Annotated in this window: 24 protein-coding genes and 1 pseudogene; 13 read left to right on the top strand and 12 right to left on the bottom strand. The window is 73.3% G+C overall.

All coding sequences use genetic code 11. The annotated features are described in order from the left end of the window. Positions 1–110 precede the first annotated feature (110 nt). Positions 111–791, top strand: a complete 681-nt coding sequence (locus tag BLT82_RS06435) for a macro domain-containing protein (RefSeq protein ID WP_093652859.1) — start codon at positions 111–113, stop codon at positions 789–791. A 399-nt stretch (positions 792–1190) separates the two neighbouring features. Here the strand turns inward: BLT82_RS06435 and BLT82_RS06430 are convergent, their stop codons facing one another. The 4 genes from BLT82_RS06430 to BLT82_RS06415 all read right to left on the bottom strand — a co-directional run bounded on the left by BLT82_RS06430 (position 1191) and on the right by BLT82_RS06415 (position 5410). Next, a complete protein-coding gene (locus BLT82_RS06430) occupies positions 1191–1838 on the bottom strand; it encodes a LutC/YkgG family protein (protein ID WP_093652858.1) in 648 nt (215 codons plus the stop codon). After that, positions 1835–3310, bottom strand: coding sequence for a lactate utilization protein B (locus BLT82_RS06425; protein WP_093652857.1), 1476 nt, complete (start codon positions 3308–3310; stop codon positions 1835–1837). The genes BLT82_RS06430 and BLT82_RS06425 overlap by 4 nt, the downstream gene beginning before the upstream one ends. Beyond that, positions 3307–4068 carry a (Fe-S)-binding protein gene (locus BLT82_RS06420; RefSeq protein ID WP_093652856.1) on the bottom strand — a complete coding sequence of 254 codons (762 nt, stop codon included), beginning with the start codon at positions 4066–4068 and terminating at the stop codon, positions 3307–3309. Before BLT82_RS06420 ends, BLT82_RS06425 begins: the two co-directional genes overlap by 4 nt. 445 nt (positions 4069–4513) lie before the next feature. Then, the gene (locus BLT82_RS06415) at positions 4514–5410 is read right to left on the bottom strand and encodes a GNAT family N-acetyltransferase (protein ID WP_093652855.1); all 897 of its coding nucleotides are present in this window, start codon (positions 5408–5410) and stop codon (positions 4514–4516) included. A gap of 343 nt (positions 5411–5753) precedes the next feature. Between BLT82_RS06415 and BLT82_RS06410 the strand changes: the two genes are divergently transcribed. Next, entirely contained in the window at positions 5754–5999 is a 246-nt protein-coding gene (locus BLT82_RS06410) for a DUF6296 family protein (RefSeq protein WP_093652854.1), read from the top strand. Positions 6000–6213: 214 nt separating this feature from the next. On the opposite strand, the gene BLT82_RS06405 is transcribed toward BLT82_RS06410, so the two are convergent. Next, on the bottom strand, positions 6214–8949 hold the full coding sequence (locus tag BLT82_RS06405) for a SpoIIE family protein phosphatase/ATP-binding protein (protein WP_093652853.1): 2736 nt from the start codon (positions 8947–8949) through the stop codon (positions 6214–6216). Positions 8950–9157: 208 nt separating this feature from the next. On the opposite strand from BLT82_RS06405, the gene BLT82_RS06400 reads away from it, so the two are divergent. After that, a complete protein-coding gene (locus tag BLT82_RS06400) occupies positions 9158–10027 on the top strand; it encodes a YhjD/YihY/BrkB family envelope integrity protein (RefSeq protein WP_093652852.1) in 870 nt (289 codons plus the stop codon). On the opposite strand, the gene BLT82_RS06395 is transcribed toward BLT82_RS06400, so the two are convergent. Both BLT82_RS06395 and BLT82_RS37795 read right to left on the bottom strand, forming a co-directional pair. Then, the gene (locus BLT82_RS06395) at positions 9961–10470 is read right to left on the bottom strand and encodes an NAD-binding protein (RefSeq protein WP_244291860.1); all 510 of its coding nucleotides are present in this window, start codon (positions 10468–10470) and stop codon (positions 9961–9963) included. The genes BLT82_RS06400 and BLT82_RS06395 overlap by 67 nt on opposite strands. Continuing rightward, positions 10464–10736: an ATP-grasp domain-containing protein gene (locus BLT82_RS37795; protein WP_244291859.1), complete on the bottom strand. Its 273-nt coding sequence runs from the start codon at positions 10734–10736 to the stop codon at positions 10464–10466. The genes BLT82_RS06395 and BLT82_RS37795 overlap by 7 nt, the downstream gene beginning before the upstream one ends. 497 nt (positions 10737–11233) lie before the next feature. On the opposite strand from BLT82_RS37795, the pseudogene BLT82_RS06385 reads away from it, so the two are divergent. Beyond that, a pseudogene (locus BLT82_RS06385) lies at positions 11234–12174 on the top strand (helix-turn-helix transcriptional regulator). Between the two features lie 87 nt (positions 12175–12261). On the opposite strand, the gene BLT82_RS06380 reads toward BLT82_RS06385, so the two are convergent. Next, positions 12262–12687: a nuclear transport factor 2 family protein gene (locus BLT82_RS06380; protein ID WP_093652850.1), complete on the bottom strand. Its 426-nt coding sequence runs from the start codon at positions 12685–12687 to the stop codon at positions 12262–12264. 144 nt (positions 12688–12831) lie between these two features. Here BLT82_RS06380 and BLT82_RS06375 point away from each other — a divergent pair, with 144 nt between their 5' ends. After that, the gene (locus BLT82_RS06375) at positions 12832–13689 is read left to right on the top strand and encodes a PP2C family protein-serine/threonine phosphatase (RefSeq protein ID WP_093652849.1); all 858 of its coding nucleotides are present in this window, start codon (positions 12832–12834) and stop codon (positions 13687–13689) included. Positions 13690–13778: 89 nt separating this feature from the next. Beyond that, positions 13779–14771 (top strand): MASE1 domain-containing protein, encoded by a 993-nt coding sequence (locus BLT82_RS06370; protein ID WP_093653004.1) that lies wholly within the window; start codon positions 13779–13781, stop codon positions 14769–14771. A gap of 27 nt (positions 14772–14798) precedes the next feature. Here the strand turns inward: BLT82_RS06370 and BLT82_RS06365 are convergent, their stop codons facing one another. Together BLT82_RS06365 and BLT82_RS06360 are read right to left on the bottom strand one after the other, a co-directional pair. Next, entirely contained in the window at positions 14799–15161 is a 363-nt protein-coding gene (locus BLT82_RS06365) for a DUF952 domain-containing protein (protein WP_093652848.1), read from the bottom strand. Between the two features lie 165 nt (positions 15162–15326). Further along, complete coding sequence (locus BLT82_RS06360) at positions 15327–16106, bottom strand: DeoR/GlpR family DNA-binding transcription regulator (RefSeq protein WP_093652847.1); 780 nt, start codon at positions 16104–16106, stop codon at positions 15327–15329. Positions 16107–16235: 129 nt separating this feature from the next. Between BLT82_RS06360 and BLT82_RS06355 the strand changes: the two genes are divergently transcribed. The 3 genes from BLT82_RS06355 (at position 16236) to BLT82_RS06345 (ending at position 19155) form a co-directional block, all read left to right on the top strand. Continuing rightward, positions 16236–17120: an SIS domain-containing protein gene (locus BLT82_RS06355; protein WP_093652846.1), complete on the top strand. Its 885-nt coding sequence runs from the start codon at positions 16236–16238 to the stop codon at positions 17118–17120. 3 nt (positions 17121–17123) lie between these two features. Further along, positions 17124–17999 carry a class II fructose-bisphosphate aldolase gene (locus BLT82_RS06350; protein ID WP_093652845.1) on the top strand — a complete coding sequence of 292 codons (876 nt, stop codon included), beginning with the start codon at positions 17124–17126 and terminating at the stop codon, positions 17997–17999. 394 nt (positions 18000–18393) lie between these two features. Beyond that, the gene (locus BLT82_RS06345) at positions 18394–19155 is read left to right on the top strand and encodes a sensor domain-containing protein (protein WP_093652844.1); all 762 of its coding nucleotides are present in this window, start codon (positions 18394–18396) and stop codon (positions 19153–19155) included. A gap of 230 nt (positions 19156–19385) precedes the next feature. Here BLT82_RS06345 and secD read toward each other — a convergent pair whose 3' ends face one another. After that, positions 19386–21665 (bottom strand): protein translocase subunit SecD, encoded by a 2280-nt coding sequence (gene secD, locus BLT82_RS06340; RefSeq protein WP_093652843.1) that lies wholly within the window; start codon positions 21663–21665, stop codon positions 19386–19388. A 30-nt stretch (positions 21666–21695) separates the two neighbouring features. Further along, entirely contained in the window at positions 21696–22142 is a 447-nt protein-coding gene (locus tag BLT82_RS06335) for a hypothetical protein (RefSeq protein ID WP_093652842.1), read from the bottom strand. A gap of 260 nt (positions 22143–22402) precedes the next feature. Between BLT82_RS06335 and BLT82_RS06330 the strand changes: the two genes are divergently transcribed. The 4 genes from BLT82_RS06330 to BLT82_RS06315 are packed head-to-tail and all read left to right on the top strand — an operon-like array spanning position 22403 to position 25332. Beyond that, positions 22403–23860, top strand: a complete 1458-nt coding sequence (locus tag BLT82_RS06330) for an ATP-binding protein (RefSeq protein WP_093652841.1) — start codon at positions 22403–22405, stop codon at positions 23858–23860. Continuing rightward, positions 23857–24303: a roadblock/LC7 domain-containing protein gene (locus BLT82_RS06325; protein ID WP_093652840.1), complete on the top strand. Its 447-nt coding sequence runs from the start codon at positions 23857–23859 to the stop codon at positions 24301–24303. Before BLT82_RS06330 ends, BLT82_RS06325 begins: the two co-directional genes overlap by 4 nt. Beyond that, positions 24300–24662 (top strand): DUF742 domain-containing protein, encoded by a 363-nt coding sequence (locus BLT82_RS06320; protein WP_093652839.1) that lies wholly within the window; start codon positions 24300–24302, stop codon positions 24660–24662. Before BLT82_RS06325 ends, BLT82_RS06320 begins: the two co-directional genes overlap by 4 nt. Next, the gene (locus BLT82_RS06315) at positions 24640–25332 is read left to right on the top strand and encodes a GTP-binding protein (RefSeq protein WP_093652838.1); all 693 of its coding nucleotides are present in this window, start codon (positions 24640–24642) and stop codon (positions 25330–25332) included. The genes BLT82_RS06320 and BLT82_RS06315 overlap by 23 nt, the downstream gene beginning before the upstream one ends. The last annotated feature ends 77 nt before the right edge of the window (positions 25333–25409 follow it).

Here is a 25409-nt window from a genome sequence, read left to right as displayed (position 1 = left end):
CTGACAGTCCTCCTCTGGTGCCCTCGGCACAAGCTGGGACGGCCGCGGTGTCAGTGGTGGGAAGTAGCGTCCCGATCAGTCGAGTGACCCTTCCCGATCGGAGTGAGCCAGTGACCGTGGACCGTGTGCAGCCGCCGCTGCGAGTGGTACTGACCGACATCAACACAGCGGTGGTCGAGGCGTGGCGCGCGGCCTTCGCCGACACCCCGGGCATCGAGATCCGCAAGGGCTCGATCCTCGACGAGGACGTCGATGCCTGGGTCAGTCCCACCAACTCTCGGGGCCGGATGGACGGCGGTCTCGACGCGGTCGTCAAGCGGCATCTCGGCGCGGGCATCCAACTGCGCGTACAGCGGGCGATCCGCGCCCGGTTCGCCGGAGCCCTCCCGGTCGGCAGCGCGGTGTGCGTTCCGTCCGGGGCGGTCACCCCGCGGTTCCTGATCTCGACGCCGACGATGGAGACGTCCTCGCAGAACGTCAGCGAGACGCTGAACGTGGCTCTGGCCTGCGCGGCCTCGTTCCAGGCGATCCACCGGCAGAACAGGGAGGCGCCGGGCAGCATCCGGTCGGTGGCGCTGGTCGGTATGGGCGCCCGGACCGGCGGGGTGCCGGCGAGGGTGTGCGCCAACCTGATGTGGACGGGCTACACCCTCTTCAACGAGCACTCCTTCGACGACTACGACGAGCTGCGCAGCACGATCGTCGCGCAACTCGACGACATCGACAGCGCGCCCGTGGAGAAGCGGGTGCGCATAGTGCCGCCCGCACGCGCCACCTCGCGCCGCCGCTGACGGCGGTATGGCGCGAGCGTCCGCGCGAGAGGGCTGCCGGGCACCGACGCTTCCCCGCCGCGTACGGAGGAGGCGAGCCGTCTCCGGCCCGGTGTCAGCGTCGGATGGGCCGCCGTGCGGATGCTCTTGCAGAAGTCGTCGCCGCAGTCGCACATCGCGACCAGACGAAGATCCGGTGCGCAGAGGGCCGGCTCGCGTTCGCCCTCCTCCCCCAAGAGGGTGATCAGCTCGGCAACGAGGTCGGGGAAGGCATCCCGAACGAACGGGTGCTCCTGCTGCATTCCGGCAGATTGGCCGGAGCAGTTGTGGAGCGACCCCCGTCCGCGGTTCGGCCGCTCCGGGTCCGGCCTTCGGGCGCCCCAAGCCAGTCCCCGGACGGGGACTCCGCACGGTCCGGGCTCATTCCGTCACGAGGACGACTTCCAGCGTCCGGGGCCCGTGGACTCCCTCGACCCGGTCCAGTTCGATGTCGCTCGTGGCCGACGGGCCGCTGATCCACGTCAGCGGACGGGACGGGTCCAGGCGCTCCAGGCCCTGCGGGACCGAGTCCACGACCTGTTCGGGGACCCGTACGACACAGATGTGGTGGTCCGGCACGAGCGTGATCCGGCGCCGGCCCTGCGCCGGACCGCCGTCCAGGACGATCGTTCCGGTCTCGGCGATGGCGACGGCGCAGCCGGTGACGACGCTGTCGACGGCGTCGAGCTCCTGAGGGGTGCTCGCCGCACGGTCGGTGATCCGGACGGGGCCTCGGACCGCGGCCATCCACTCCGGTGGCAGCCCGTCCGGCACGAGCACCGACGCGGAGCCGCGCTGCGCCAGCAGGCGGGCGATGAGCTCCGCCGGCTCGCCCGCGGAACAGCGGTGCACGAGCGCCCGGTAGTCCGCGAGGTTCGTGGCGAGCAGGTCCGCCGTCCGCTCCGGCGTACGCGCGCCGTGGACGCGCAGATAGTCGCGGGTGACCTGCACGTCCTCGGGCCGCTCGGTGCGGGGTACGTCCGCCAGGGCGCGGCGGATCCGGCCGAGTACCGTGTCCCTGCCGCTCACTTGGTGCTCTCCTCCCGGGTGCGCCGCCACCAGTCGCGGAACGGCTCGGCGGGCACCTCCGGGACCGCCCGTGTGTCCGACCAGGCCCGGCCGGGCCCCGGCAGCCGCCGCGGATGCAGGCGGCGGGTGCGGGAAGCGAGGCGCTGGGCCGTGCGCAGCGCGCCCGGATGGTCGAGCGTCCAGCGGGCGGCGCGCATCGCGGCACGCTCGGCGGCGTGCCCCTTCGCCGGGCGGATGGTGACCTTCGTACCGCCGCGAACCACCTCGCCCCCCTCGACGACCCGTTCACGCAAGTGCACCAGCACCTCCGGGATGTCGATGGCGACCGGGCACACCTCGTAGCAGGCGCCGCACAGCGACGAGGCGAACGGCAGCGAGGCGTCCAGCTCGCTGTCCGTGCCGCGCAGTTGAGGCATGAGGATGGCACCGATCGGTCCCGGATAGGCGGAACCGTACGCGTGCCCGCCCGCGCGCTCGTACACCGGGCAGACGTTGAGACAGGCCGAGCAGCGGATACAGCGCAGCGCCTGCCGGCCGACCGTGTCGGCGAGGGTGTCGGTGCGGCCGTTGTCGAGCAGGACGAGGTGGAAGTTCCGCGGACCGTCACCGTCGGTCGTGCCCGTCCACATGCTGGTGTACGGATTCATGCGTTCGGCCGTGGAGGAGCGGGGGAGGAGCTGGAGGAACACTTCCAGGTCCTGCCAGGTGGGCACGACCTTCTCGATGCCGACGACGGAGATCAGCGTCTCGGGGAGGGTGAGGCACATCCGGCCGTTGCCCTCCGACTCGACCACCACCAGGGTGCCGGACTCGGCGACGACGAAGTTGGCGCCCGACACGGCGACCTTGGCGCGCAGGAACTTCTCCCGCAGGTGCAGCCGGGCCGCCTCGGCCAGCTCGGCGGGCCGGTCCGTCAGCCCGTCCGGGGCCGGCCGGCCCCAATCCGCCATCCTCTCGCGGAAGATGTCGCGGATCTCGGAGCGGTTGCGGTGGATCGCCGGCACCAGGATGTGCGAGGGCAGGTCGTCGCCCAACTGCACGATCAGCTCGGCGAGATCGGTCTCGCAGGCGGTGATCCCGGCCCCGGCGAGCGCGTCGTTGAGCCCGATCTCCTGCGTGGCCATGGACTTGACCTTGACGACCTCCGTCTCTCCCGTGGCCCGTACGAGCTCGGTGACGATCCGGTTGGCCTCGGCGCCGTCGGCCGCCCAGTGGACCTGGCCGCCGGCCGCCGTCACCGCGGCTTCGGCCTGCCCCAGATAGTGGTCGAGATGGCGCAGTGTACGGGTCTTGATCGCGGCGCCGGCGGCGCGCAGTCGCTGCCAGTCGTCCAGTTCGGCGACGGCCCTGGCGCGCTTGTCGCGGATGGTGTGCGTGGCGCGGCGCAGATTGCCGCGCAGGGTGGCGTTCCGTGTGGACTGCGCCGCGGCCTCCGGGAAGGCGGGCAGGCCGAGATACGTACGTCCGCTCATCGGGCGACCTCCCGCGTACGCTCCGTGCTCGCCAGGATCTCGGCGATGTGGACCGGGCGGACCGTCGACCCGAGCCGGGTGAGCGTGCCGCCGATGTGCATCAGGCAGGAGTTGTCGACCGTGCACACCGCGTCCGCGCCGGTGGCGGTGATGCTGCGGGCCTTGTCCGCGCCCATCGCCGCTGAGACGGCGGCGTTCTTCAGGGCGAACGTGCCGCCGAAGCCGCAGCACTCCTCGGCGCCGGGCAACTCGCGCAGCTCCAGGCCCCGGACGTGTTCCAGCAACCGGCGCGGCCGGTCGCCGAGGCCCAGCAACCTCAGCCCGTGGCAGGTCGGGTGGTAGGTGACGGTGTGCGGGTAGTACGCGCCGACGTCCACCACCTCGAGCACGTCGACCAGGAACTCGGTGAGCTCGTACGTCTTCGGGACCGCGCGTGCCGCGGCCTCGGCGAGCTCCGCGCCGCGGCCCTCGGCGGCGGCCTTGGCGCCGATACGCGGATAGTTGTCGCGGACCATGGCGGCGCAGGAGCCGGAGGGCGTGACGACGAAGTCGTAGCCGTCGAACGCGGTGGCGTAGCGGCGCACCAGCGGTTCGGTCTCGTGGCGGTAGCCGGTGTTGAACTGCGGCTGGCCGCAACAGGTCTGCGCCTGGGGGAAGTCCACCTCCACACCGAGGCGCTCCAGGAGGGTGACGACCGCCCGGCCGGTCCGCGGGAAGAGCGTGTCGTTGACGCAGGTGACGAAGAGCGCTACCCGCACTGCTCTCCCTCCTCGTCGGCTACGGCAAGGGCACCGGCACTGGATCGGCACCGGGTCCTGCACCGGCAGCGGTGGTGGTGACAGGGGCCTCGGCCCGCGACCTGCCGTACGTCTCCTGGGTTCATGGTGCCGCAGCTCCCGAGTCTGGCACAGGAACCGCCGCAGCCCCGGCAGCTCTCGGCGCCTGCGTGGCCGGCCTCCGCCGCCAGGGTCCGGGCGCTGCGCCGGGCGGACGCGGCAGGGCCGCCGCCGGGCCGGCGGAGCATCCGCGTGCCGAGGTCCCTCGCCGCTGAGCGGTCCCCGCCGGCCGAGGCCCGAGGGGACCGAGGACTCAGCCCGGACCCGGACCGGAACGCGCCGCTCCTGCCGCCGGCCTCCGGGGATGCACGCGCGGCGTCAGGACCGGCTCGGCGCACTCGGCCCGGTCCTCTACGCCGTCTCGCCCCTATCGGCCCTGCCCGGCCGTCGGCGCTCCGTGGGAGAACCTGTACCCGGCGAAGTCGGCCGTGTGGACGTACCCGATGCGCTGGTAGAGGGCGTTGCTGGTGGGGTTGGCCGGGTCGGTGAACAGGACGACGTCCGTCGCGCCCGCGGCCAGAGCGGTCCTGCTCACCTCGACCGTCACGGCCCCCGCGTAGCCGCGGCCGCGGAGGTGGGCCGGGGTGTAGACCGGGTCCACCCGGACCATGCCGCCGACGATCGAGGTCGCGGCCGCCATCGAGACGGGGGCGCCCTCCGGGGTCTCCCAGAACGTGAAGTGCCTGTCGCCGAAACGTGAGTCGTCCCAGGAGCCGGCGTCGATCAGGTCGATGGAGGACTGCTCTCCGACGTCGACGCAGAACTCACGGCACCAGCGCACGACTTGCTCGCGGTCCGCACCGCCCGTGATGCGGCCCCGACCCTCCGGGTGCGGTTGCGGTGGGGTGAGCGTGCCGAGGCGGTAGAGATGCGTCCGCCAGAAGGGTACGGGGGCCGCGCGCGTGTGCCGCTGCCACGACTCGGCGAAGGCGCCGGCGGTGTCGCGGTCCGCGATGACGTTGGAGGGGGCGTGGCCGAGACCGGCCAGACGGGCAGCGAGGGTGTCGGTCTGCCGGGCGGAGAGGGGCGTGAGGCCCAGGCGGCCGCGCGGAGTGAGATAGCAGATCGCGCGAACCTCCCCTCCCGACTCCAGTCGGCCGAAGACGGCGGTTTCGGTGTCGTGCTCGGCCGTCCTGCGCATGCGCAGCTTCTCGAGGTCCGTCAGCGGCGTGGTGTGCAGGGCGGGGCGCGAGCGCAGGAAGTCCCCGACCCGGTCCAGGAAGCCGTCGATGTCTTGGGTGAGGTGCCAGTCGTCCGGGAGCATGCTCCATGGTCCCGGACGCCCCCGGCCCGGGACGCACCGGCTCGGGGCCCGTCGTCGCCAAGGTGGTCCAAACGCCACGCCGGCCGCATGACGTCATCGGGCTGCGACGACGCCCTCGTCGATTCGCTGGTCCACGGCAGTGGACCGCCCAGCGCGTGTGCCCTTCGCGGACGGCGCCCGAGTCGCCCCGGTCGTCGACGGCGGCTGCGCAGGCCCGGTGCGAAGCGGCTGTCCGGCGGCGCCGCAACCGGAACCCGCAAAGAGCAAATAGAATAAAAGTCGCATAATGGCCATTCAGTGCTGCAGCCGGACACGATGTGCGGCGTACCGCAGAGGAGGCCTCATGGGTCGGGACGAAGACTTCGAACTGGTATTCGCGGGCGGCGTCGCCTCGGCGACCGACGGTGAAGACTCCGTGGTGGTGCACCGCACCGACCGCAAGGGACCGGGCGGGCACCCGATCTACGCCGACGACACGGGCATCGTGCAGGCGGAGATCAGTGACCGCGGCGAGGTGCGGATGATCGCCAGCGGTGGGCACCAGCAGCCCGCGTCCGGCGTCGAGGCCAGGCCCGTGGTCCAGCCCTGACACCGGCTCCGCACGGCCCGGCGCGCCTGGTGGAGACGCCGGGCGGGGCGGGCCTGGACTTCCCCCGGATTCCCCCGGCCGATGGTGACGCTCTCACCCGGGCACACCCGGATCCTGTGTCGTCGCCGGTCCGGAACTCGTGGATGCGACGGGGGAGCGGTCCGGATCTCGGTCTCGACGGACCGCGGGGGCTCCGGAACACCGGGCGGTGCTCTCACCAGGCCGGTTCTTCGTCGAACGCCATCACCGGCTCCTCCGGCAGCTCCCCGCCCAGCACCAGCTCGGCCCAGATGATCTTGCCGGGGCTGACGTAGCGCGTCCCCCAGCGCTGCGAGAACTGCGCGACCAGGAACAGCCCCCGGCCGCCCTCGTCGGTGGCGGCGGCGCGCTTCAGGTGCGGGGAGGTGCTGCTACCGTCCGACACCTCGACGACGAGCGTCCGGCCGTACAGCAGTCGCACCCGCACCGGCTCCGTGCCGTACCGGAGGGCGTTGGTGAGCAGCTCGCTGAGGACCAGTTCGGTGACGAAGACGGAGCCCTCCAGGCCCCAGTCGGTGAGTTTCAGGCCCGCCTCGGCCCGTACGCGCGACACGGCCGAGAGGTCGAGCGGCACGTCCCACTGCGCCGTTCTGGACCGGTCGAGCAGCTGCGTGCGGGCGACGAGCAGCGCGATGTCGTCGGCCGGCTGATCGGGCAGGAGCGCGCTCATCACGGCGACACAGGTCTCCTCGGGTGTCAGCCCGGGCTGTGCGAGGGCATCGCGGAGCAGCCCCAGCCCTTCGTCGATGTCCCGTTGCCGGTCCTCGACCAGACCGTCCGTGAAGAGGACGAGCCGGCTGTCCTCGGCCAGGTCCAGCTCCGTCTCCTCGAACGGATGTCCCCCCACTCCGAGCGGGGGTGACACGGGCAGCTCCGGATAGACCACCCCGCCCTCGGGGTCGACGATCGCCGGGGCGAGATGGCCGGCGTGGGCGACGGTGCAGCGGCCTCCCACGGAGTCGTAGATCGCGTACAGACAGGTCGCCCCCGTCACCTGCGCGCGTTCGCCCTCGGCCCCCGGGGGCTGGTCGGCGTCGATGCGCAGCACCAGGTCGTCCAGGCGTGCCAGCAGATCGGCGGGCGGCAGGTCCAGGGACGAGAAGTTCAGCACGGCCGTGCGCAGCCGCCCCATCGTGGCCGCCGCGTGCATCCCGTGGCCGACCACGTCCCCGACGACCAGGGCGACCCGGAACCCCGGCAGCGGGATGACGTCGAACCAGTCGCCGCCGACGCCGGCCTGTGCGGGCAGATACCGCCAGGCCACGCGGAGCGCGTCCTGGTCCGGAAGCTCGCGCGGCAGCAGACTCCGCTGCAGCGTCACGGCCATGGCGTGCTCACGCGTGTACCGCCGGGCGTTGTCGATGGCCACGGCCGCGCGGGCCGCGAGCTCCTCCGCGAAGGAGGTGTCGTCCTCGTCGAACCGCGGCGCGTCGTCGGACCGCCAGTAGTTGACCAGCCCGAGCACGACTCCCCGCGCCTGCAACGGAACCGTGATCAGCGACCGGATGCCGTACGCGAGTGCCTGCCGCCGCCCTTCCGGATCCTCGCTGCCCCAGGTCGCCGACGCGGCGAGATCGGGCTCCAGCAGCGCCTGGCCATTGGCCAGCGCGGTGCTCATCGGGGTGATGTTGATCCGGATGGTGTCGCCGACCGGTTGCAGCGGATGGTCGTCGCGGATGCCGCTGAGCGCGGTGCGCCGCATCGCGCCGAGGCCGGCGGGCTCGTCGCCGCGCAGCACGGGATCGAGCAGTTCCACCGTGACGAAGTCCGCGAAGCGGGGGACGGCCACCTCCGCCAGCTCCCGCGCCGTACGGCGCACGTCCAGGGTGGTGCCGATCCGCACCCCGGCCTCGTACAGCAGCGTCAGCCGCTCCCTGGCCACTTCCGCCCGGCCCGACAGGGCGCGCAGTTCGGTGGTGTCGCGGAGGCTGGCGACCAGACCCGTCACTCCGCCGTACGGTGCAGTGGGCCGCGTGTTGACGGCCAGCAGCCGGTCCCCGGACAGGACCACCTCGTCGGAGACCTCCCTGCCCGACACCAGCAGACGGGTGATGCCCGGTCCGAGGTTCAGCTCCGGGACGGGGCGGCGGTCGGCGTCGGGGGGCAGGTCGAGCAGTCGCCGGGCCTCGTCGTTGGCGAGCAGCAGCCTGCCGTCCCCGCCGACGATCAGCACGCCCTCGCGCACCGCGTGGAGGACGGCGTCGTGGTGTTCGTACATCCGGGTCATCTCGGCGGGGCCGAGCCCATGGGTCTGGCGCCGCAGCCGGCGGCTGACCAGGGCTGCCCCCCCGGTGGCGAGGACGAGGGCGCCGGCCGCCGAGCCGAGCAGGACGGGCATCTGGCGGTCGAGCAGTTCGCCGACGTTCGCGACCTGGATGCCCGCGGTGACCAGGCCCACGACCCTCCGGCTGCCGTCCAGCACGGGGACGACGGCACGGACCGCGTCGTGCGGCTCGCCCTCGAAGGTCTCGGTGAACGCCTCGCCGGCGGCCGCCCGGGAGATGTCCCCCTCCACACGATCGCCGATCAACTGCGGTTCGGGATCGGCGTAGCGGACGCCGTCCGTGCTCAGTACGGAGATGAAGTCGACCCCGGCGCCCCGCGCGGCCTTGTCGGCGGCCGGCTGCAGGATGGCCGTCGGATCCGGGGACTTGAGCGCCGCGGCCGTGCCGGGGCCGTACGCGAACGCCTCGGCGGCGGCGAGCGAGCGGTTGCGGGCGTCCTCGTAGCTGTCGTAACGCGCCTGCAGGACCAGGGCGACCGCAGCGGCGACGACCAGCAGGATGATCACGACGGCCTGTAGCAGGAACACCTGGGTGGCCAGGCTGTGCACGCTGAGGAGGGACTGCAGACGTCGGCGCCACCCCGGACGTTCGCGCCGGCCGGGCGGTCGCGGGCGGCCGGACGGCATGACCGCCGTCCTCCAGGACCGGCGGGGACGTCCGATCATGTCCCCAGTTCTAGCACTGGGCCGCACCCCGGGGCGACCGGTCGGACCGGACGGCCCGGCCACGCGGGAACGCCGGCCCGGTGCGGGAGGCGATCCGGCCGGGTCGGCGGGGCACCCGTTCGGGGGCACGCCGGACTGCTCACGGCACTCCAGGGGGTAGCGACGCCACATGCCCTTCAGATTCGGCGAGCCGGACGACGGCCGGGCCGGCCACTGGTTCGCGCGGCTCCACCTGCGGGTGCGGACCTCGGTGGTCGGTCTCGCCTGGAACCGCGGACGCGAGATGGAGCTGCTGCACCGCGCCATGGGCTTCGCGGCGCTGTGCTTCCTGACGATCGTGCCGCTGCTGGTGGTCGTCGCGGCGGCCGACCCGGCGAGCGGGCAGGGCTTCGCCAGGTGGCTGGTCCAGGGCCTCGGGGTCTCGGAGGTTTCGCAGGAGGAGGTCGAGGAGCTCTTCGGCCGGCCGGGGGAGGCGCTGCAGCGGACCACGGCGCTCGGTCTGGCGGCGCTGGCGGCGTTCGGCGTGACGTTCGGCTCGGTGGTGCAGACGGGCTACGAACGGGTGTGGGACCTGCCGACCGCGCGATGGCACACGATGTGGCGGCACGTCGTCTGGCTGGCGGTGCTGGTCGCGGCGCTGCTTCTGTTCGTCAACACGCCCACCCCGCCCCGCGCGTCCATCGTGGTGCAGGCGCTGATCCCGGCGGCCGACCTGATCGGCACCTTCCTGTTCTTCTGGTGGTCGCAGCGGCTGCTGCTCTGCGGCCGGCTGCGCTGGCGGGCACTGGCCCCGGGGGCCGCCGCGACGGCGCTCGGACTGCTCGGGCTGCGGGTGTTCTCGCAGTTCGTGTTCTCACCGCTGATCGCCTCGAACGCCGTGACGTACGGGCCGATCGGCACGGTGCTGGTGGTGCAGTCCTGGCTGGTCGGCGTCGGGTTCGTGGTGTACGGAGGGGCGCTCGTCGGGCGGCTCTACCACGAGCGCCTGGTGCGTCGCAGAATGACGGCCCGGGAACCCGCGCCGCCGTGGCCCGGCTGACCGCGGGCCCGCACGCTTCGGCCCCCGGCCAGGGCCCCGGCCTCGCCGCGCCGGCCCTCAGCCCCGCCCGCGGCCGCCCCGGCCCCCTCCTCGCCTCCCTCGAACGACGCGAAGTACGAGGCCGCCATGTCGTCCTCGCCGCGTCCGCCGCGCTCGGCCCGTTCCAGACGTGCCGCTCCGGCCTCCGCGAGATCCAGCCGGAGCCCGGCGCGCCCGGCGGCCTCGACGATGAGGCGGGCGTCCTCGAGCGCGTTGGCGACCGTGAAACTGGGTGTGAAGTCGCCGTCGAGGATGGCCGCCGACTTGGCGCGCAGATAGCCGTTGTCCAGGGGCCCTCCTGACACGGCGTCGAGGAGGAGGCCCGGGTCGACGTCCAGTGCGCGGGCCAGGCCGATCGCCTCGCCCGTGGCGTGGTCGAGCTCGCCGACCCAGCTGTTCAGCACTCGCGGACGCAGAACACGCCCAGGCTGCCCGATTCACGGATCGGCTTGACGACGACCGGGAGCCCGTGCGCAGCGACGAACTCCCGCACGTCCAGGGCGGAACGGCCGACTGCGGAGGCCACCGGGCTGGTGCCCTTCGTGGCCAGGTGCCGGCGCATCCGCCACTTGTCCAGCAGCAGTTCCACGGTGGCGACGGACTCGCCCGCGAGGCCGAGCTCCTCGTTGATCCGCGCCGCCGGCAGCAGTCCCAGCTCGAACAGCGACACGGCGGCCCGGAACGGGTACGCCTCGTGCAACGCCCGGGCCAGCGGCAGGAGCCGGTCGATGACTGGGCGAGAACGACGTCCATGCCGAGCTCACGGGCCTTGCGTACGTGCTCCTGCCCGCCGCCGACGATCAGGACGCGAGGGGGTCCGGACACGACCGCCGAGGACCGGCGGCCGGTGGGCACGGCATCGATGGACACGGTGGCTCTCCTTCCCACGTCTCTCCTGGCGCGTACTCACGGCACTCCGTGGCGCGCCGAACACGACCGGGCGACCGACCGGCACTCGTCCACCGCGGTCTGCGTCCGCGGCGGACGGGAAGCCCCCGACGGGGGCGGCTTCGTGACGCGGCGGCCGCGCGCCGGCAGCCCGTCGAGCCGGGGTACCGACAGCGAAACGCCCCATCACCGCGGGGCTCCGATCGGATCGCGCATCACGCTACGGCGGGTTCCGGACAATCCACTTCCGGTTTCAGAGCGATCCCCAAGTCTGCCGGTGTGCCGACCGATCTCAGCCCCACCGCACGGGCTCTGCGCACGCTGGAAATCCTGCGGACCCGGCCCGGCGCGACCGCGGACGAGCTGGCCGCCTCGCTGGGTGTCACGGAGCGGGCCGCGCGCCGGTACGTGGGGATCCTCCGGGAGGCGGGCATCCCGGTGGAGTCGAGCCGAGGGCCGTACGGCGGGTACCGGCTGGGACGGGGGACGAGGCTGCCGCCGGTCGTCTTCACCGAAGAGGAGGCACTGGGTCTGGTCATGGCGGCGCTCGACGACGCCGACGAACTCGTGGCGAGTGCGCTGGGCAAGGTCGTCCGAGCACTGCCGGAGCGGATCGGCCGACAGGCGGCGACGCTGCGCGACCATGCGTCGGCTGCGCCCGACCCGCAGTCGGTTCGGCCTGATCCGGCCATCACCGGCGCACTGGTCGCGGCGTCCGCGGGCCGACGGAGCGTGCGGGTGGCGTACCGGAGCGAGTCGGGTGCCGAGTCGGAGGGCGAGGTGGACCCCTGGGCGGTGGTCCTCCGCCAGGGACGCTGGTACCTCCTGTGCCGTTCGCATCGTGCGGACGCGGTCCGTACGTACCGGGTCGACAGGATCGGTTCGGTCCACCAGACGACCCGCGCATTCGATCCGCCCGACGGCCTCGACCCGGTGGCGGCGCTGGAGGGGAGAATCTGGGTCTGGGCTGGGAGTACTCCACCCGCGTGAGGTTCGACGCCCCCCTGTCCGAGGTGGCGCGGTGGGTCAGACCCCCGATGGGACGGCTGGAGGCGTCGGGCGACGGGTGCGTGCTGGTCGGCACCACGAGCGCTCCGGCGATGTACGCGCAGGACTGGCTGGCGAGGATGCCCTTCGGCTTCCGCGTCGAGGGCGGGCCGGAGCTCCGTGCGGCGGTGGCTGCGGTGGCGGCGCGCTTCACGGCGGCGGTGGAGTCCTGAGGCGCCGGCCCTCGGCGATGCGGGCCGGCCCCGGGAGTCGGCGCGGTCCGCCCGGAAGGCGGGGCGGGACATCCCGGGGCGGGGCCGCTACGACGGTTCGGGGACGAGACCGTCGGCGACGAGGCCGGCGAGCACGGCCTCGCTCAGGGTCCGAAGGGCCGACTGCGGGCGGACCATCACCGTGAACTCCTTGATGCGGCCGGACTCGTCGAAGTGGAGCAGATCGATGCCGTGGATCTCCTTGCCGCCCACCGTCGCCCTGAAGAGCAGGATCTCCGAGGGCGCCTCGCTGCCGTCCGTGCTCGTCTCGGCGGTGCCGTCGAACCTGCCGACGTAACGGAAGTCCTCGAACGTGCGCAGCAGCACGCCGAACAGCCCCAGGACCATCGGCCGCCCTTCAAAGGGGGTGAACTTCACGGGGCTGTAGAAGCGGACGTCCTCCGTGAACAGGTCTTCCAGCGCGGTCAGGTCGCGCTTCTCCACGGCGGCGCGGAAACGGTCGGCGGTCTCCATGGGGGTATCCCTTCGTCGAGCAATCCTAGTCAACAATGTGAGTAGTCATCTTCTTGACGGAAGGGCTTTTCATCAAGCGGTCCGGTGATGCCGCACGTAATATGAACGACGGATTCCGTAGGAACAGATGCTCCGGAGAGGTCCATGACGCGGCGTCGACCTCCGCGATCGGCGAGTGCCGACGACCTCTTGGCGACGCTCGGGCTCCTCACCGCGAAGGCACGGCAGGGGGCGGAGCGTCAGCGCGCCCGTGTGGACCTGGCGGAAGCCCTCCAGCGCGAGATGCTGCCCGAAACCCTGCCGTCCCTGCCGGGGCTCCAGACCGCCGCGCGCTACACGCCGGCCCGTGACGGGCTCGACATCGGCGGCGACTGGTACGACGGCTTCGTGATGGCCGACGGCTCGCTCGGGTTCTCGATAGGAGACGTCCAGGGCCATGACGTCGAGGCCGCCGCCTTCATGGGGCAGATCCGGATAGGACTGCGGGCCGTCGCCCTGGCGGCCACCGATCCGGGCGAGGTCCTCGCCCGGGCGAACGACCTGCTGGTCTCCGTGGCCCGCGATCTGTTCGCCACCTGCACTTTCCTCCGCTTCGACCCCTTGGAGTGGGTGCTGGAGAGTGCCCGTGCCGGCCATGTCCCCGGGGTCCGGGCCACGGCGGACGGCCGCTGTGAGCCGATGCAGGACCCCGGGGGCCTCCCGCTGGGCATCGAACCGGGCGAGGTGTACCCGGTGACCCGGCGCAGCCTCACCGAGGGCGGGTCCGTCGTCCTGCTGACGGACGGAGTGATCGAGGGCCCCGCCGTGCCGATCGAGACCGGACTCGCGAGGGTGACCCGGGTCGTCGGGGCCGGCGCAGCGGCGGCGGTCAGTGCCGACGACATGGCAGCCGAGGTGATGAAGGCGGCCGAGTTCACCGGCCACACCGACGACGCCGCGGTGCTCGTGCTGCGCCACGACGCCGCGGCGAACAGACTGCGACCGGCCCCGCCGTCCGCCTGATCCGGCCGGCCCCGTCCGTCCGACACGACGGGCCCGTCGGCGCGTGTCACGGCACGCCCAGGCGCGGGCGGCGTTGTGTGATGGCTGACGTGGCCCGTAACCAGCTCCTCCGCCGTCTCGGCGCGGTAGTCCTCCTGATGCTCGGCGTCGCCGTCGCCTACTACGCGGCGGGCCTCATCGGACTCACGCTGCAGGTCGTCGTGGAAGGCGCGATCGTCACACCGCTCTGGCCGCCCACGGGCATCGCCCTGACCTGCCTGCTGTGGTTCGGTCTGCGGATCTGGCCGGGCATCGCCCTCGGCACCCTCCTCGTCATCCTGGCCATCAGCCCGTTCCGCGCACACTCCGTGGGCATCCTGGCGGGCAACAGTCTCGCTCCCGTCTGCGCCTATCTGATGCTGCGGCGGGTCGGGTTCCGTTCCGAGCTGGACCGCCTTCGGGACGGGCTGGCCCTGGTGTTCCTGGGCGCGCTGGCCGGCATGTTGATCAGTGCGACGGTGGGGGCCGGGGTGCTGCTGGTCTCCGGTCAGATCCCGGCCGAAGGGTTCTGGCCGATCTGGTCGGCGTGGTGGGCCGGCGACGCCATGGGCGTGCTGGTGATCACCCCGCTGCTGCTCGTCTGCCGGACGGTCCGGTGGCCCGGCGACATGTCCCCGGGGCGCTGGGCCGAGGCCGTGTGCCTGGTGGTGAGTGTCGCGGTCGTCGCGTACGCCGTCACCCGCACGCCCCTCTCGCTGCTGTTCCTCGTCTTCCCGCTGCTGATGTGGGCCGCGTTGCGGTTCCAGCTGTTCGGGGCCGCGCCGTGCGTGCTGATCGTGTCGGTCCTGGCCATCTCGGCCGCGACCGAAGGGCTCGGGCCCTTCGGCGGCCACGGGATGCTCGCCGTGATGAGCGTCCTCCAGGCCCTCAACGGATCGGCGGCGCTCACCGGTCTGCTCCTCTCCGCGGTCGTCAGCGAGCAGATCACGGTCCGCCGCAAGATCGAGCTGGCGTGCAGTGAACTCGCCGAGGTGGTGGACCGGTTGGTCCCGGGCAGCGGCGCGGCCCGCCGCTGGCCGCCACCGCAGGACACGGACGTCTGACGGCGTCCCGTGGCAGCCCACCGCGGCTCAGGCCCATGGAGCGAAGCCCACCGCCCGGCCCGTCTCGTCGCGCTGGATCTCCAACATGCCCTCGACCGCAGAGCGGTCGATCGGACCGTAGACGTGCGGGAACAGAGTGCCGGCGGCGACCCCGGGCGGCGGGACCGGGTCCGCGGGCTCGAGTCGGACCGGCGCGAGCAGCTTCGTCTCGTCGATGAGCAGGGCCATCAGCGGTCCGGGCACACCGCGGTAGAAGGCGTTCACGACCGCGAGCGTGGTGGCCTCGTCGGGCGAGCAGTGGACGAAGCCCTCCGAGGAGAGGGACGCGGGCGCGAACGGCCGTTCCGGGACGGCGAGCCAGTCGTCGAGCGGAGCCACATGCATGATCATGCGTCAGTTATAGCGCCGCAGGGCGCGGGCAACGGGCGATCGGGGGCCGGGCGGGGCTCACTGCCCGGACGAGGCGGGCGCCCGGACGGGCCTCGGGACGCGGTCGGCACTTGCTGCCCGTCCGGCCTCCGGGGACCGGACGCCGTCGGTGACCCGGGCCGGGGCTCAGGCCCGGACCACGGTCACCCCGGCCTCCGTGAACGCCGCGGCCGTCCCGTCGGACACGGCGGAGTCGGTGACCAGGGTGTCCACCTGTGCCGTCGCACAGATGCGGGCGAAGGCCCGCGTGCCCAGCTTGGTGGAGTCGGCCGCGACGACCACCCGCTGGGCCCGCTCGCACAGCAGCCGGTTGATGGCGGCCTCGTCCTCGTCGTGCGCCGCGGCGCCGTGCACCACGTCGAACGCGTTCACACCGAGGACCGCTACGTCCATGGTGATCTGGCCGAGCACCCCGTCGGCCAGGGGGCCGATCAGCTCGAACGACTGCGGACGGGCGACACCGCCCGTGACCACGATCTTGAACTGGGGCCTGATCGCCAGCTCGTTGGCGATGTTGAGGGCATTGGTGACGATCGTCAGCGCGGGTGTGCCCGTGGCGAGATCGGGCCGGGCGGCGAGGGCCCGGGCGACCTCCGTGGTCGTGGTGCCGCCGGTGAAGCCGACCACTTCGCCGGGCGAGATCAGCTCGGCGACGGCGGCGCTGATGCGCTGCTTCTCCGCCGCGTGCCGCGACGCCTTGTAGCGCAGCGGGAGTTCGTACGACACGCCGTGCACGACGGCGCCGCCGCGCGTGCGGACGAGCATCTGCTGCTCGGCCAGCTGGTCGAAATCGCGCCGGATCGTCGCGGCCGAGACGTCGAGTGCCGTCGCCGCCTCCTCGACGTCCAGCCGGCCCTGCTCCACCAGCAGTTCCAGCAGCGCCTTCCAGCGGGCGTCGCGCGACATCCACCGCTCCCTTCCTCGTCGTCCGTGGCGACCCTAGCGCACGTCGGCCCCGTCGAGATGCTTGAAGATGCTTGAAATCTCGCGCTATCTTGCAAAAACACGCACACACTCGAAGGGTGGAGCACGCATATGAGCCATGTCGCACAGGAGATGGCGAGCCAGCCGGAGTGCTGGAACCGGGCGGCGGAGCTCGCCCCGACGCAGGGCGGGGCGCTCCCGGCCCCCGGCGAGCGGGTGGCGTTCGTCGGCTGCGGAACCTCCCTGTTCATGAGCCAGGCGGCCGCGGCCCTGCGCGAGAACGCGGGGCAGGGGGAGTCGGACGCCTTCGCCGCCTCCGAGTTCCCCGCCGGCCGCACCTACGACCGGGTGGTCGCCCTCACCCGTTCGGGCACCACCACCGAGGTGCTCGAACTCCTCGCCTGGCTGCGCGGACGCACCCGTACCACCGCGATCACCGCCGACCCCGCCACGCCCGTCATGACCGCCGCCGACGAGACCGTCGTCCTCGACTTCGCCGACGAGAAGTCCGTGGTCCAGACGCGTTTCGCGACCACCGCCCTCACCCTGCTGCGGGCCGGCGCCGGACTGCACACGGACTCCGTCGTCGGCGACTGCAGGGACGCGCTCGCCGAACCGCTGCCCGAATGGCTCACGGGCTGTACGCAGTTCACCTTCCTCGGCCGCGGCTGGACCGTCGGCCTCGCCAACGAGGCCGCGCTCAAGGTGCGCGAGGCGTCGGCGTCCTGGGCCGAGGCGTACCCGGCCATGGAGTACCGGCACGGCCCCATCAGCGTCACCACCCGCGGCACCGCCACCTGGATGATCGGCGAGGCGCCCCCCGGGCTCGCCGACGAGGTCCACGCCACCGGTGGGATGTGGGTCGCCGGCGGCCTCGACCCGCTCGCCGAACTGGTCCGCGCCCAGCGGCTCGCGGTCGCCGTGGCCGAGTCACGGGGCCTGGACCCGGACAGCCCCCGCCACCTCACCCGTTCCGTCATCCTCTCCGGAGCCTGACCCATGCCGCTCGCCGAAACCGGAACGCTGGTCGCCGCGGCCGCCGCGGAAGGCCGCGCCGTCGCCGCTTTCAACATCATCACGCTGGAGCACGCCGAAGCCGTCATCGCCGGAGCGGAGAACGCCGGCTCCCCGGTCGTCCTCCAGATCAGCGAGAACGCGGTGAAGTACCGCTACGGCCGGGTCCGTCCGCTCGCCCGGGCCGCGGCGGAGGCGGCGGCGGAGGCCGGCGTGCCCGTCGCCCTCCACCTGGACCACGTCAAGAGCGACCAGCTGCTCCGCCAGGCCGCCGACGCGGGGTTCAGCTCCGTGATGTACGACGCCGCGCATCGGCCGTACGCGGAGAACCTCGCCGCGACCCGGTCCGCGGCCGAGTGGGCGCACGCCAACGGCCTCTGGATCGAGGCCGAGCTGGGGGAGGTCGGCGGCAAGGAGGGCGCCCCGCCGCTGGACGCCCACGCGCCGGGGGCCCGCACCGATCCCGAAGAGGCACGAGCGTTCGTCGAGGGGAGCGGTGTCGACGCGCTCGCCGTCGCCATCGGCAGCGCGCACGCCATGACCGCCCGCACCGCTTCGCTCGACCACGAACTCCTGGCCCGGCTCGCCGGGACCCTGGGGGTGCCGCTCGTGCTGCACGGCTCCTCCGGCGTACCGGACGGGGAACTGGCGGCAGCGGTCTCCGGCGGCATCGCCAAGGTCAACATCGGCACCGCCCTGAACCTCGCCATGACCTCCGCCATCCGGGACTACCTGGCCGCGAACGCCGACGCCGTGGACTCGCGGAAGTACCTGTCGGTCGGCCGCCGCGCGATGGCCGAGACCGTCACCGCGCTGATCGGCGTCCTGCGAGACGCGGGGGAACCGGTCCCCGTCGCATAGGGGATGCCCGGCCCCGAAGGCCGGTGTTCGCCCGCCCCTTCGCCGTCCGCCGCGCTTGGCGACGACGGACGGCGAAGGGGCGGTCCGGCGGCCGCCACCCGCGGCGGAGCCGTGTCCTGCCGTCCCCGACCCCGGCCGCGCACCGACGACAGTGCGCCCGACCGCAAGGAACACCTGCTGCGCGTCGTACGGCGGGTCCGGTGAAATCCGGTGCGCACGGCCACCGGAACGGCCCAACCGCGCCCGGACCCTCCCGGCTTCACGGAGTGATCCGGGACACACTTTCCTCGCCACCCGTCCTCCGCGGGCGGCGGAGTGGGCTTGATGGAACGGACGCCCGGCGCTACGGGAACCGCGGAGCCGCCCGCCGCCGAACCGAACCGACAGGATTCCCATGCCCCTCATCACACCTCCGGCCCTCCGGCGGGGTGCCGCGCTGGCGCTCGCCGGCGCCACGGCGGCCGCGCTGCTGACCGGCTGCACCTCCGGTGACAAGCAGGGCTCGTCCTCCCCGACCGGCAAACCGCTCGCCGGACCGGAGAAGGCGGGCGCCGGCATGGCCGTGCTCCGCGGCGACACGATCAGGAAGGCCCTCGTGACCGACTCCGAGCTGCGGTCCTACCAGGCTCAGGAGATCAGCCCGCCGAACGTGCGGCCCAAGTCCGACCGGGAGGAGTGCCGGCCCCTCGCGGACATGACCGCGTCGGGTACCGCCCGGACGCCGGAAGCCGTCGACTTCGCCGGCCGCTCCTTCGTCTCCACGGACACGCCCGGCCTCACCACGACGGTCAGCCTCTTCTCCTACGAGGGCGACGACGCGCGACGCACCTTCACGGACGTCCGCAAGGCCCTCGCCACCTGCGGCGCCGGCTTCACCACGGCGGGGAACAGCGGCGGTTCCACGGTGAAGTACGTGGCCGTGAAGGAGGAGAAGGCGCCCGAGGGCGGCGACGAGGCGGTGTCCTGGCGGATGACCGGCACCGCCCAGGGCTCCTCGATGCCCATGCTGGTCACGGCCGTCCGGCAGGGGCGCAACGTGGCGGTGTTCTTCACGCTCAACCTCCTCGACCCGAAGAAGACGGACCTGCCGGAGGACCTGCACGGCCGTCAGACCGCCAAGCTGGCGAAGGCGATCGAGTCGGCCGGCAGGTCCTGACCGGCGCGCGGCCGCTGTCCCGCCGGGGCCGGCGGGCCCCGTGTGCGGCTCCCCCCCCGTCCCAGGGACCGCCGGCCCGCCGGGCGGCGCACACCGCCCGGCGGGCCGTTCCGCCTCCGGGTCTGCGGGCCGAACCGCCTTTCCATGTCCGGCTCGGCCCGTCCGGGTCCCGATCGCCGTGCCGCGCCCGGGTCAGCCGGTCGGGACCGCCGTCTCGGCCGCCTTCCCCGTCAGACCCGGGCGCCGTTGTCGTGCTGAGCACGCCGGGACGACGAGGCGCGCGGGCGGCCCGCGGGGGAGGGCGCGGGACGCCGGGCCTCGAGGAGCAGCGCCACGGGGACGGCGGTGAGCACCGAGGAGTACGTCCCCACGCACACGCCGATGAGCAGGGCGATCGAGAAGTCCGCGAGGGAATCGCCGCCGAGCACGGCCAGGGCGGCGAGGATGAACAGCGCCCCCGCGCCCGTGTTGACCGTGCGCGGCACCGTCTGCAGGACGGCCGTGTCCGCGAGGGCCGTCAGCGCGCCGTGCGGATTCTTCCGCCACAGCTCCCTGACCCGGTCGAACACGACGACCGAGTCGTTGACCGAGTAGCCGATGACCGTGAGCAGCGCCGCGAGGAAGATGCCGTCCACCGGCCGCCCCAGCCAGGCGAACGCGCCGACCACGATCACGACGTCGTGCACGAGCGCCCCCACACAGCCCAGCGCGAACGTCCAGCGGAACCGCGCCGCCAGATAGACCAACTGCGCGACCACGGCGATGCCCAGGGCGATCAGCGCGTTGCGCCGCAGTTCCTCGCCCATGCTGGGACCGATCAGCTCGTCGCGGACCTTCGTCACGGTGTCCCCGCCGTGCTCGGTGAGGGCACCGCGGATGGCGGCGGCCCCCTCGTCGTCGATGCCCGCGCCCCGCACGGAGATGTCCTCGCCGTCGGCCGTGGTGACCTCGGCATCGGGGAAGCCCGCCTCGGCCACCGCCGACCTGGCCGTGTCGACGCTCACCGTCCGGCCCGTGGCGTACTCGACCAGCCGGCCGCCGGTGAACTCGACGCCCAGGTTCAGTCCGCGTACCAGGATGCCGGTGACGGCCACGGCGACCAGCACGGCCGACACCACGAGCCAGCGCCGGGGCGCACGCATCAGCCGCGGGCCGCGGCGGGTCAGGTACGTCCGGACCCGGCCCGGCCGGCCCACACCGCTGACGTTCCGGAAACCGTCGACGAACGGGAACCGCGCGGCGACGTCGGTCAGTGCCCGCGCGACGACCAGTGCCGAGAACATGGACACGACGACGCCGATCGCCAGCGTCACCCCGAAGCCCTTCACCGGACCCGAGCCGAGCAGGAACAGCAGTCCCGCCGCGAGCAGGGTCGTCGCGTTGGAATCGGCCACGGCCGTCCACGCCTTGCGGTAGGCCGCGGACATCGCGCCGCGCAGCGACCGGCGCGTCCGGCTCGCACACTCCTCCCTCGCCCGTTCGAAGACGAGCACGTTCGCGTCCACGGCCATTCCGATCGCGAGTACGAATCCGGCCAGTCCGGGAAGCGTCAGCGTGACGCCGAGCGCCACCAGCACGGCGTACGAGATCACTCCGTACGCGCCCAGCGCGACGGCGGCCAGCGCGCCGAAGAGCCGGTAGGCGAACGTGATGAACAGCGCCGTGAGGGACGCCCCGATCACGGAGGCCTGGGCGCTCGCGCTGATCGCCGCCGCACCGAGCGTCGGGCCCACGGTCCGCTGCTCGACGGTCTCGACCGGCACGGGCAGCGCGCCGCCCTTGATGAGCAGGGCGAGCTCCTTGGCCTCCGCCGCGTCGAACGCACCGGTGATCTGCGTGGACCCCGAGGCGATCCCGGAGCGGCAGCCGACCGCCGGGTCCACCTGCGGTGACGAGATCACCTTGTCGTCGAGCACGATCGCGACCCGGCGGCGGTCGTCCTGCACCGGATGGCAGGCGGCCCGCCCGGTCAATGCGGCCCAGTCGCGTGCCGCGCCCCCCTGGAAGTCCATGGCCACGTGCCAGCCCGAACCCTGCTGGGCGTCGAACCGGGCCACGGCGTCCTTCACCCCGGCTCCGGACAGGGCGGCGGCGCCGAGCGCCACCCGCCTGCCCTGTTCGTCGGGCAGCACGCGCCGCCCGCTCTCACCCTCTTCGGGCGGTGCCTCGACGGGGTGGAAGGTGAGTTGCGCCGTGCGGCCGAGGACCTCGGCCGCACGGCGCGGGTCCTGGACGTCCGGCAGCTCCACGACGATGCGGTTCTCGCCCGAGCGGGTCAGGGTCGGCTCCGCGACCCCCAGCGCGTCGATGCGCTGCCGCAGCACCTCGATGGTGCGGTCGGTGGTGTCGCCGTCCGCCTTCGCGGCGGGAGTGTCGCGGGCCTCCAGCACCATGCGGGTGCCGCCCTGGAGATCCAGACCGAGTCTGGGGGACTGGGTGAGAGCGATGAAAACGGATGCGAGCAGTACGAGCGCAGCCAGAACTGCCCGCACCACGGTGGTGCGAGTCATGGGTTTCCTCCGTGAGGGCGCCGGGCGCCCTCAGGAGGGACGCGCCGGCGGTGATGTGGGACGGGACCGGTGACCGGCCGTCCCCGGAGGGCCGCGCACATCGGGCAGCTCGGCACGGGCCGATGCCCGCACCGCTTCGCGTACACCGGCCGCCCGGACCGTGCCGTGGGCGGCGGGCCCCGACACGGGCGCGTCGGACAGGGGGGCGCCGGGCGTCGGAGGGAGCAGCAGCGGGCGCGCGCCGTGCGCGTCCTCGGCGGTCGTGCGCCGTGGTCCGTCGTGCCGGTTCCGTACGCCGTCGGAGCGCACGGCGCGCGCCTGGTGCCGGGACGCGGCGGCCGCGTCCGGTGCGGACGCGGATGTGGGCGCCGCGGCACCGGCGGCGATTGACGGCGCAGGCGTGGGCACACCGCCGAGGAGCCCGAGCAGGGTGAGGAGCGCGGCGACGAGGACGGCCGGTACACGCTGCGTACGCATGAACGGCCCCCTCCGACCCGCTTCCCCGCGCTCGCGGCGGCGAGGCGGGACCGAGCTCACACTATGCGACAAACCGCCACCGAAAGCCATCGAAACCCCCGCACCCGCGTTGGCGGAAAGTGACGGGAGTTGCACAACTGGCGTTCGAACATTGGCTGGTTGACCGTAGGATCTGGATGCCTCCGATCGACGGGGGAGCCCGTATGCGGTCTGGAAGGGACTCGTTCTGGCGTGGTCGCGTTATCCGGAAGCGTCGTGTCATGGTCGGGCTGCTGATCGCGGGGGGCGGCGGGGTCGCCGCCCTGGCGCTGCTGACGTGGGCGTTGTCCCTGCGCCGCAGGCTGCGGGAAGAGCAGCACGCGCGAGTGCGGGCGGAAGGCCTCGCGGCCGCGCGTGAGGCCGAGATCGTCCACCTGGCCGCCGTCCGAGCCCCGGCCATCGCGGAACGGACGCGGGGCGGCCGTCTCCTGGACGGCGTACCGGGCCCCGTCGGCTCGGACGTCGAGACGGGCGCCGATTTCGCCAGGGCCCTGGCGGCCGTCGTCACGGCTCTCGGCTCCGACGAGGCCGTGCGCAGGGAGCGGGCCCTGCGGGACTCCGTGCAGTCCGCCTTCGAATCCGTCGCCCGCACCGTGCACGCCATGGCGACCGTGCAGCAGCAGGTGCTGGACCACGTGGAACGCTCCATCGACGACCCCCGGCTGATGGCCGAGGTGATGAAGGCCGACCACGCGGCCGCCCAGATGACCCGCAAGGCGCAGACCCTGCTCGTGATGTGCGGCGTCTGGCCCGCGCGGCGGGAGAGCCGGCCCGTGTCCCTCTACGACTGCGTGCGCGGAGCCCAGTCGCGCATCGTGGAGTTCGGCAGGGTCGAGGTGCACGGCGGTCAGACCCTTCACGTCGTCCCGCCGGCCGTGGAGGGGCTGATGCACGCCATCGCCGAACTCCTCGAGAACGCGACGGTCTTCTCCCCGTCCGGCACCCAGGTCGTCGTCACCGTCCGGGAGGTGGCCGCGGGAGCGGTCGTCGAGATCGACGACGCCGGTCTCGGCATGCCGCCGGACGTCCTGACCCAGGCCACGGCCCAGCTCCGAGACGACCCGGACCTGGCCCGGCTCGGTGCGGTGCCGCGTCTCGGACTCGCCTGCGCCGGCCGCTGGGGCCGCGAGCTGGGGTTCAGCGTGGAGCTGACGTCCGCGTCCGCGTACGGCGGAACCCGCGCCGTGACGTTCGTACCCCACCGGCTGCTGACCGAGCCGCTGTCCCACCCCGCTTCGCCCCGCCACGAGCCGACGGTGGATCCGCGGGCCCCGGGGCACGAGCCGTCGCGGCCCGCCACCGGGGAGGGCGAGCCGCACCCCCTGCCGGACGACCCCGACCCGGCGGTCCGGGGGACGGCCGGCACCGGCCCCGCCTCCGGAATGACGGCGCCCGGCTCCGCAGTACCCGGCTCCACGGCACCCGGTGGCGCCGCCGGCGGCGACGCGCCCGCGCCCGGCACCCTCCCGCGCCGCCGCAGCCGGCGCGGCGGCCGCGAACCCGGCCCCGAACAGAGCCACGGCGCGCCCTCGCCTCCGGACCCGGGCGCCAGCTGGTCCCCGGAGGCGGCCCGTGCCTCGATCTCCGGCGTGGTCTCCGGAACACGCCGGGGCCGCGCCGCCCTCGGGAACGGCGCGCCGAACCCCGACGGGACCGACCACGAGGGAGGCCGACAGTGACCGGATCCGTGACCAGGTTGCCCGACCTCGGATGGATGCTGCGGCCGCTGACCGACGTCCCCGGAGTGCGGCACGCCGTCGTGGTCTCCGAGGACGGGTTCCGGCTGGGGCACGCGTCCGCCGAGGACCTCACCGGACCCGTCGCCCTGCTCGGCGTGCCGGAGGCCGAATCGCTCGCCGCGGCGTGCGCCGCGATGACGATGACCGGACGGTCCACGGCCGCGCTGCTGTTCGGCGGTGGCGCCGGAGTGCGCCAGCTGATGCTGGAGTCGGAACACGGCTTCGTGCTGTTCACCCACGCCGGAGCCGGCGCCCACCTCGCCGTCGCCACCGGCACCGACGCCGACGTCGGTCTCGTGGCCCAGCAGATGCAGGTCCTGGTGGCGAGGATCGGCACCCGTCTCAGCACCGGGCCGCGGGATCCGGCGGGTCCCTCCTCATGACGGACGACCCGGAGACGCGGACCACCACGCGTGCGGTGCGTCCGTACGTGATCACCGGCGGCCGCGCAGGTGCCGGTGGCGCGCCGCTGTCCTGGGAGACGCTGGTGACGGCCACGGGCACCGCCGCGCCGGAGACCCTCCAGCCCGAGTACCGCATGATCCTCACGCACTGCCGGGGGCTGCTGTCCGTCGCCGAGGTGGCGGCCCATCTGGGCCAGCCGCCGTCGGTGGTGCAGGTGCTGCTCGCCGACCTCCTCGACTGGGGGCTCATCCTGTCCCGTCCGCCCGTGCCCCGCGCCGAGCGCGCCGACGCGGCCACGCTGAGAAAGGTGCTCCATGGCCTCGAAAGCCGCCTCTGAGGCCCCGGCCGGGGGAGCCGCCGGGGCACCGGATCCGCGGCTGCCCGGGGAAACGGCGGCCGACCGTGCCCCGGAGCGGTACCCGGTGGCGGAGCCCGGAGGGAAGTACCTCGCACCGGGCGTCGCGGGGGCCGCCAAGATCCTCGTCGTCGGTCCGCTGGGAGTCGGGAAGACGACGCTCATCGGAACCGTGTCCGAGATCCGGCCGCTTTCCACCGAAGCGCTGATGACCCGCGCCGGGGCCCGCGTCGACACCCGGGGCGGACGCACCAAGACGACCACGACCGTCGCCCTCGACTTCGGCCGGATCACGCTCGACGGCGACCTGGTGCTCTATCTGTTCGGCACTCCGGGGCAGCAGCGGTTCCTCCCCGCCTGGCGGGATCTGGCCAAAGGCGCGCTCGGCGCTCTCGCCCTCGTCGACACCCGGGATCCGGCAGCCTCCTTCGACGCCCTCGGCAATCTCGAGGACCTCGACCTTCCGTTCGCCGTCGCCGTCAACGCGTTCCCCGGCAGCCCGGTGCACTCCGAGGACGATCTGCGCGTCGCGCTCGACCTGCTGCCCAGCACCCCGCTGGTCAGCTGCGACGCCCGCGACGCACGCTCCTCGGTGCTGGCCCTGATCGCCCTCGTACGCCATCTCGTCCACGCCGCCACGGAATCCTCGTGACCACTCGGTCCCCGGGGGCCCCACCGAGGCACCGGAACCAGGGATCCCCGTGACCACGGGGTCCCGATGACCAGGGA

The sequence above is a fragment of the Streptomyces wuyuanensis genome (genome assembly GCF_900103455.1).
Classification (GTDB): Bacteria; Actinomycetota; Actinomycetes; order Streptomycetales; family Streptomycetaceae; genus Streptomyces; species Streptomyces wuyuanensis.
The sequence above is the reverse complement of the archived record's forward strand: the minus strand, read 5'-3'. Positions and strand labels throughout refer to the sequence as shown.

Excerpts from the sequence above, each read along its gene's own strand:
- BLT82_RS06425 (WP_093652857.1), bottom strand. The coding sequence starts at position 3,310 with ATGAGCGGACGTACGTATCTCGGCCTGCCCGCCTTCCCGGAGGCCGCG.
- BLT82_RS06415 (WP_093652855.1), bottom strand. The coding sequence starts at position 5,410 with ATGCTCCCGGACGACTGGCACCTCACCCAAGACATCGACGGCTTCCTG.
- BLT82_RS06410 (WP_093652854.1), top strand. The coding sequence starts at position 5,754 with ATGGGTCGGGACGAAGACTTCGAACTGGTATTCGCGGGCGGCGTCGCC.
- BLT82_RS06405 (WP_093652853.1), bottom strand. The coding sequence starts at position 8,949 with ATGCCGTCCGGCCGCCCGCGACCGCCCGGCCGGCGCGAACGTCCGGGG.
- BLT82_RS06400 (WP_093652852.1), top strand. The coding sequence starts at position 9,158 with ATGCCCTTCAGATTCGGCGAGCCGGACGACGGCCGGGCCGGCCACTGG.
- BLT82_RS06380 (WP_093652850.1), bottom strand. The coding sequence starts at position 12,687 with ATGGAGACCGCCGACCGTTTCCGCGCCGCCGTGGAGAAGCGCGACCTG.
- BLT82_RS06375 (WP_093652849.1), top strand. The coding sequence starts at position 12,832 with ATGACGCGGCGTCGACCTCCGCGATCGGCGAGTGCCGACGACCTCTTG.
- BLT82_RS06365 (WP_093652848.1), bottom strand. The coding sequence starts at position 15,161 with ATGATCATGCATGTGGCTCCGCTCGACGACTGGCTCGCCGTCCCGGAA.
- BLT82_RS06360 (WP_093652847.1), bottom strand. The coding sequence starts at position 16,106 with ATGTCGCGCGACGCCCGCTGGAAGGCGCTGCTGGAACTGCTGGTGGAG.
- BLT82_RS06355 (WP_093652846.1), top strand. The coding sequence starts at position 16,236 with ATGAGCCATGTCGCACAGGAGATGGCGAGCCAGCCGGAGTGCTGGAAC.
- BLT82_RS06350 (WP_093652845.1), top strand. The coding sequence starts at position 17,124 with ATGCCGCTCGCCGAAACCGGAACGCTGGTCGCCGCGGCCGCCGCGGAA.
- BLT82_RS06345 (WP_093652844.1), top strand. The coding sequence starts at position 18,394 with ATGCCCCTCATCACACCTCCGGCCCTCCGGCGGGGTGCCGCGCTGGCG.
- secD (WP_093652843.1), bottom strand. The coding sequence starts at position 21,665 with ATGACTCGCACCACCGTGGTGCGGGCAGTTCTGGCTGCGCTCGTACTG.
- BLT82_RS06335 (WP_093652842.1), bottom strand. The coding sequence starts at position 22,142 with ATGCGTACGCAGCGTGTACCGGCCGTCCTCGTCGCCGCGCTCCTCACC.
- BLT82_RS06330 (WP_093652841.1), top strand. The coding sequence starts at position 22,403 with ATGGTCGGGCTGCTGATCGCGGGGGGCGGCGGGGTCGCCGCCCTGGCG.
- BLT82_RS06320 (WP_093652839.1), top strand. The coding sequence starts at position 24,300 with ATGACGGACGACCCGGAGACGCGGACCACCACGCGTGCGGTGCGTCCG.
- BLT82_RS06315 (WP_093652838.1), top strand. The coding sequence starts at position 24,640 with ATGGCCTCGAAAGCCGCCTCTGAGGCCCCGGCCGGGGGAGCCGCCGGG.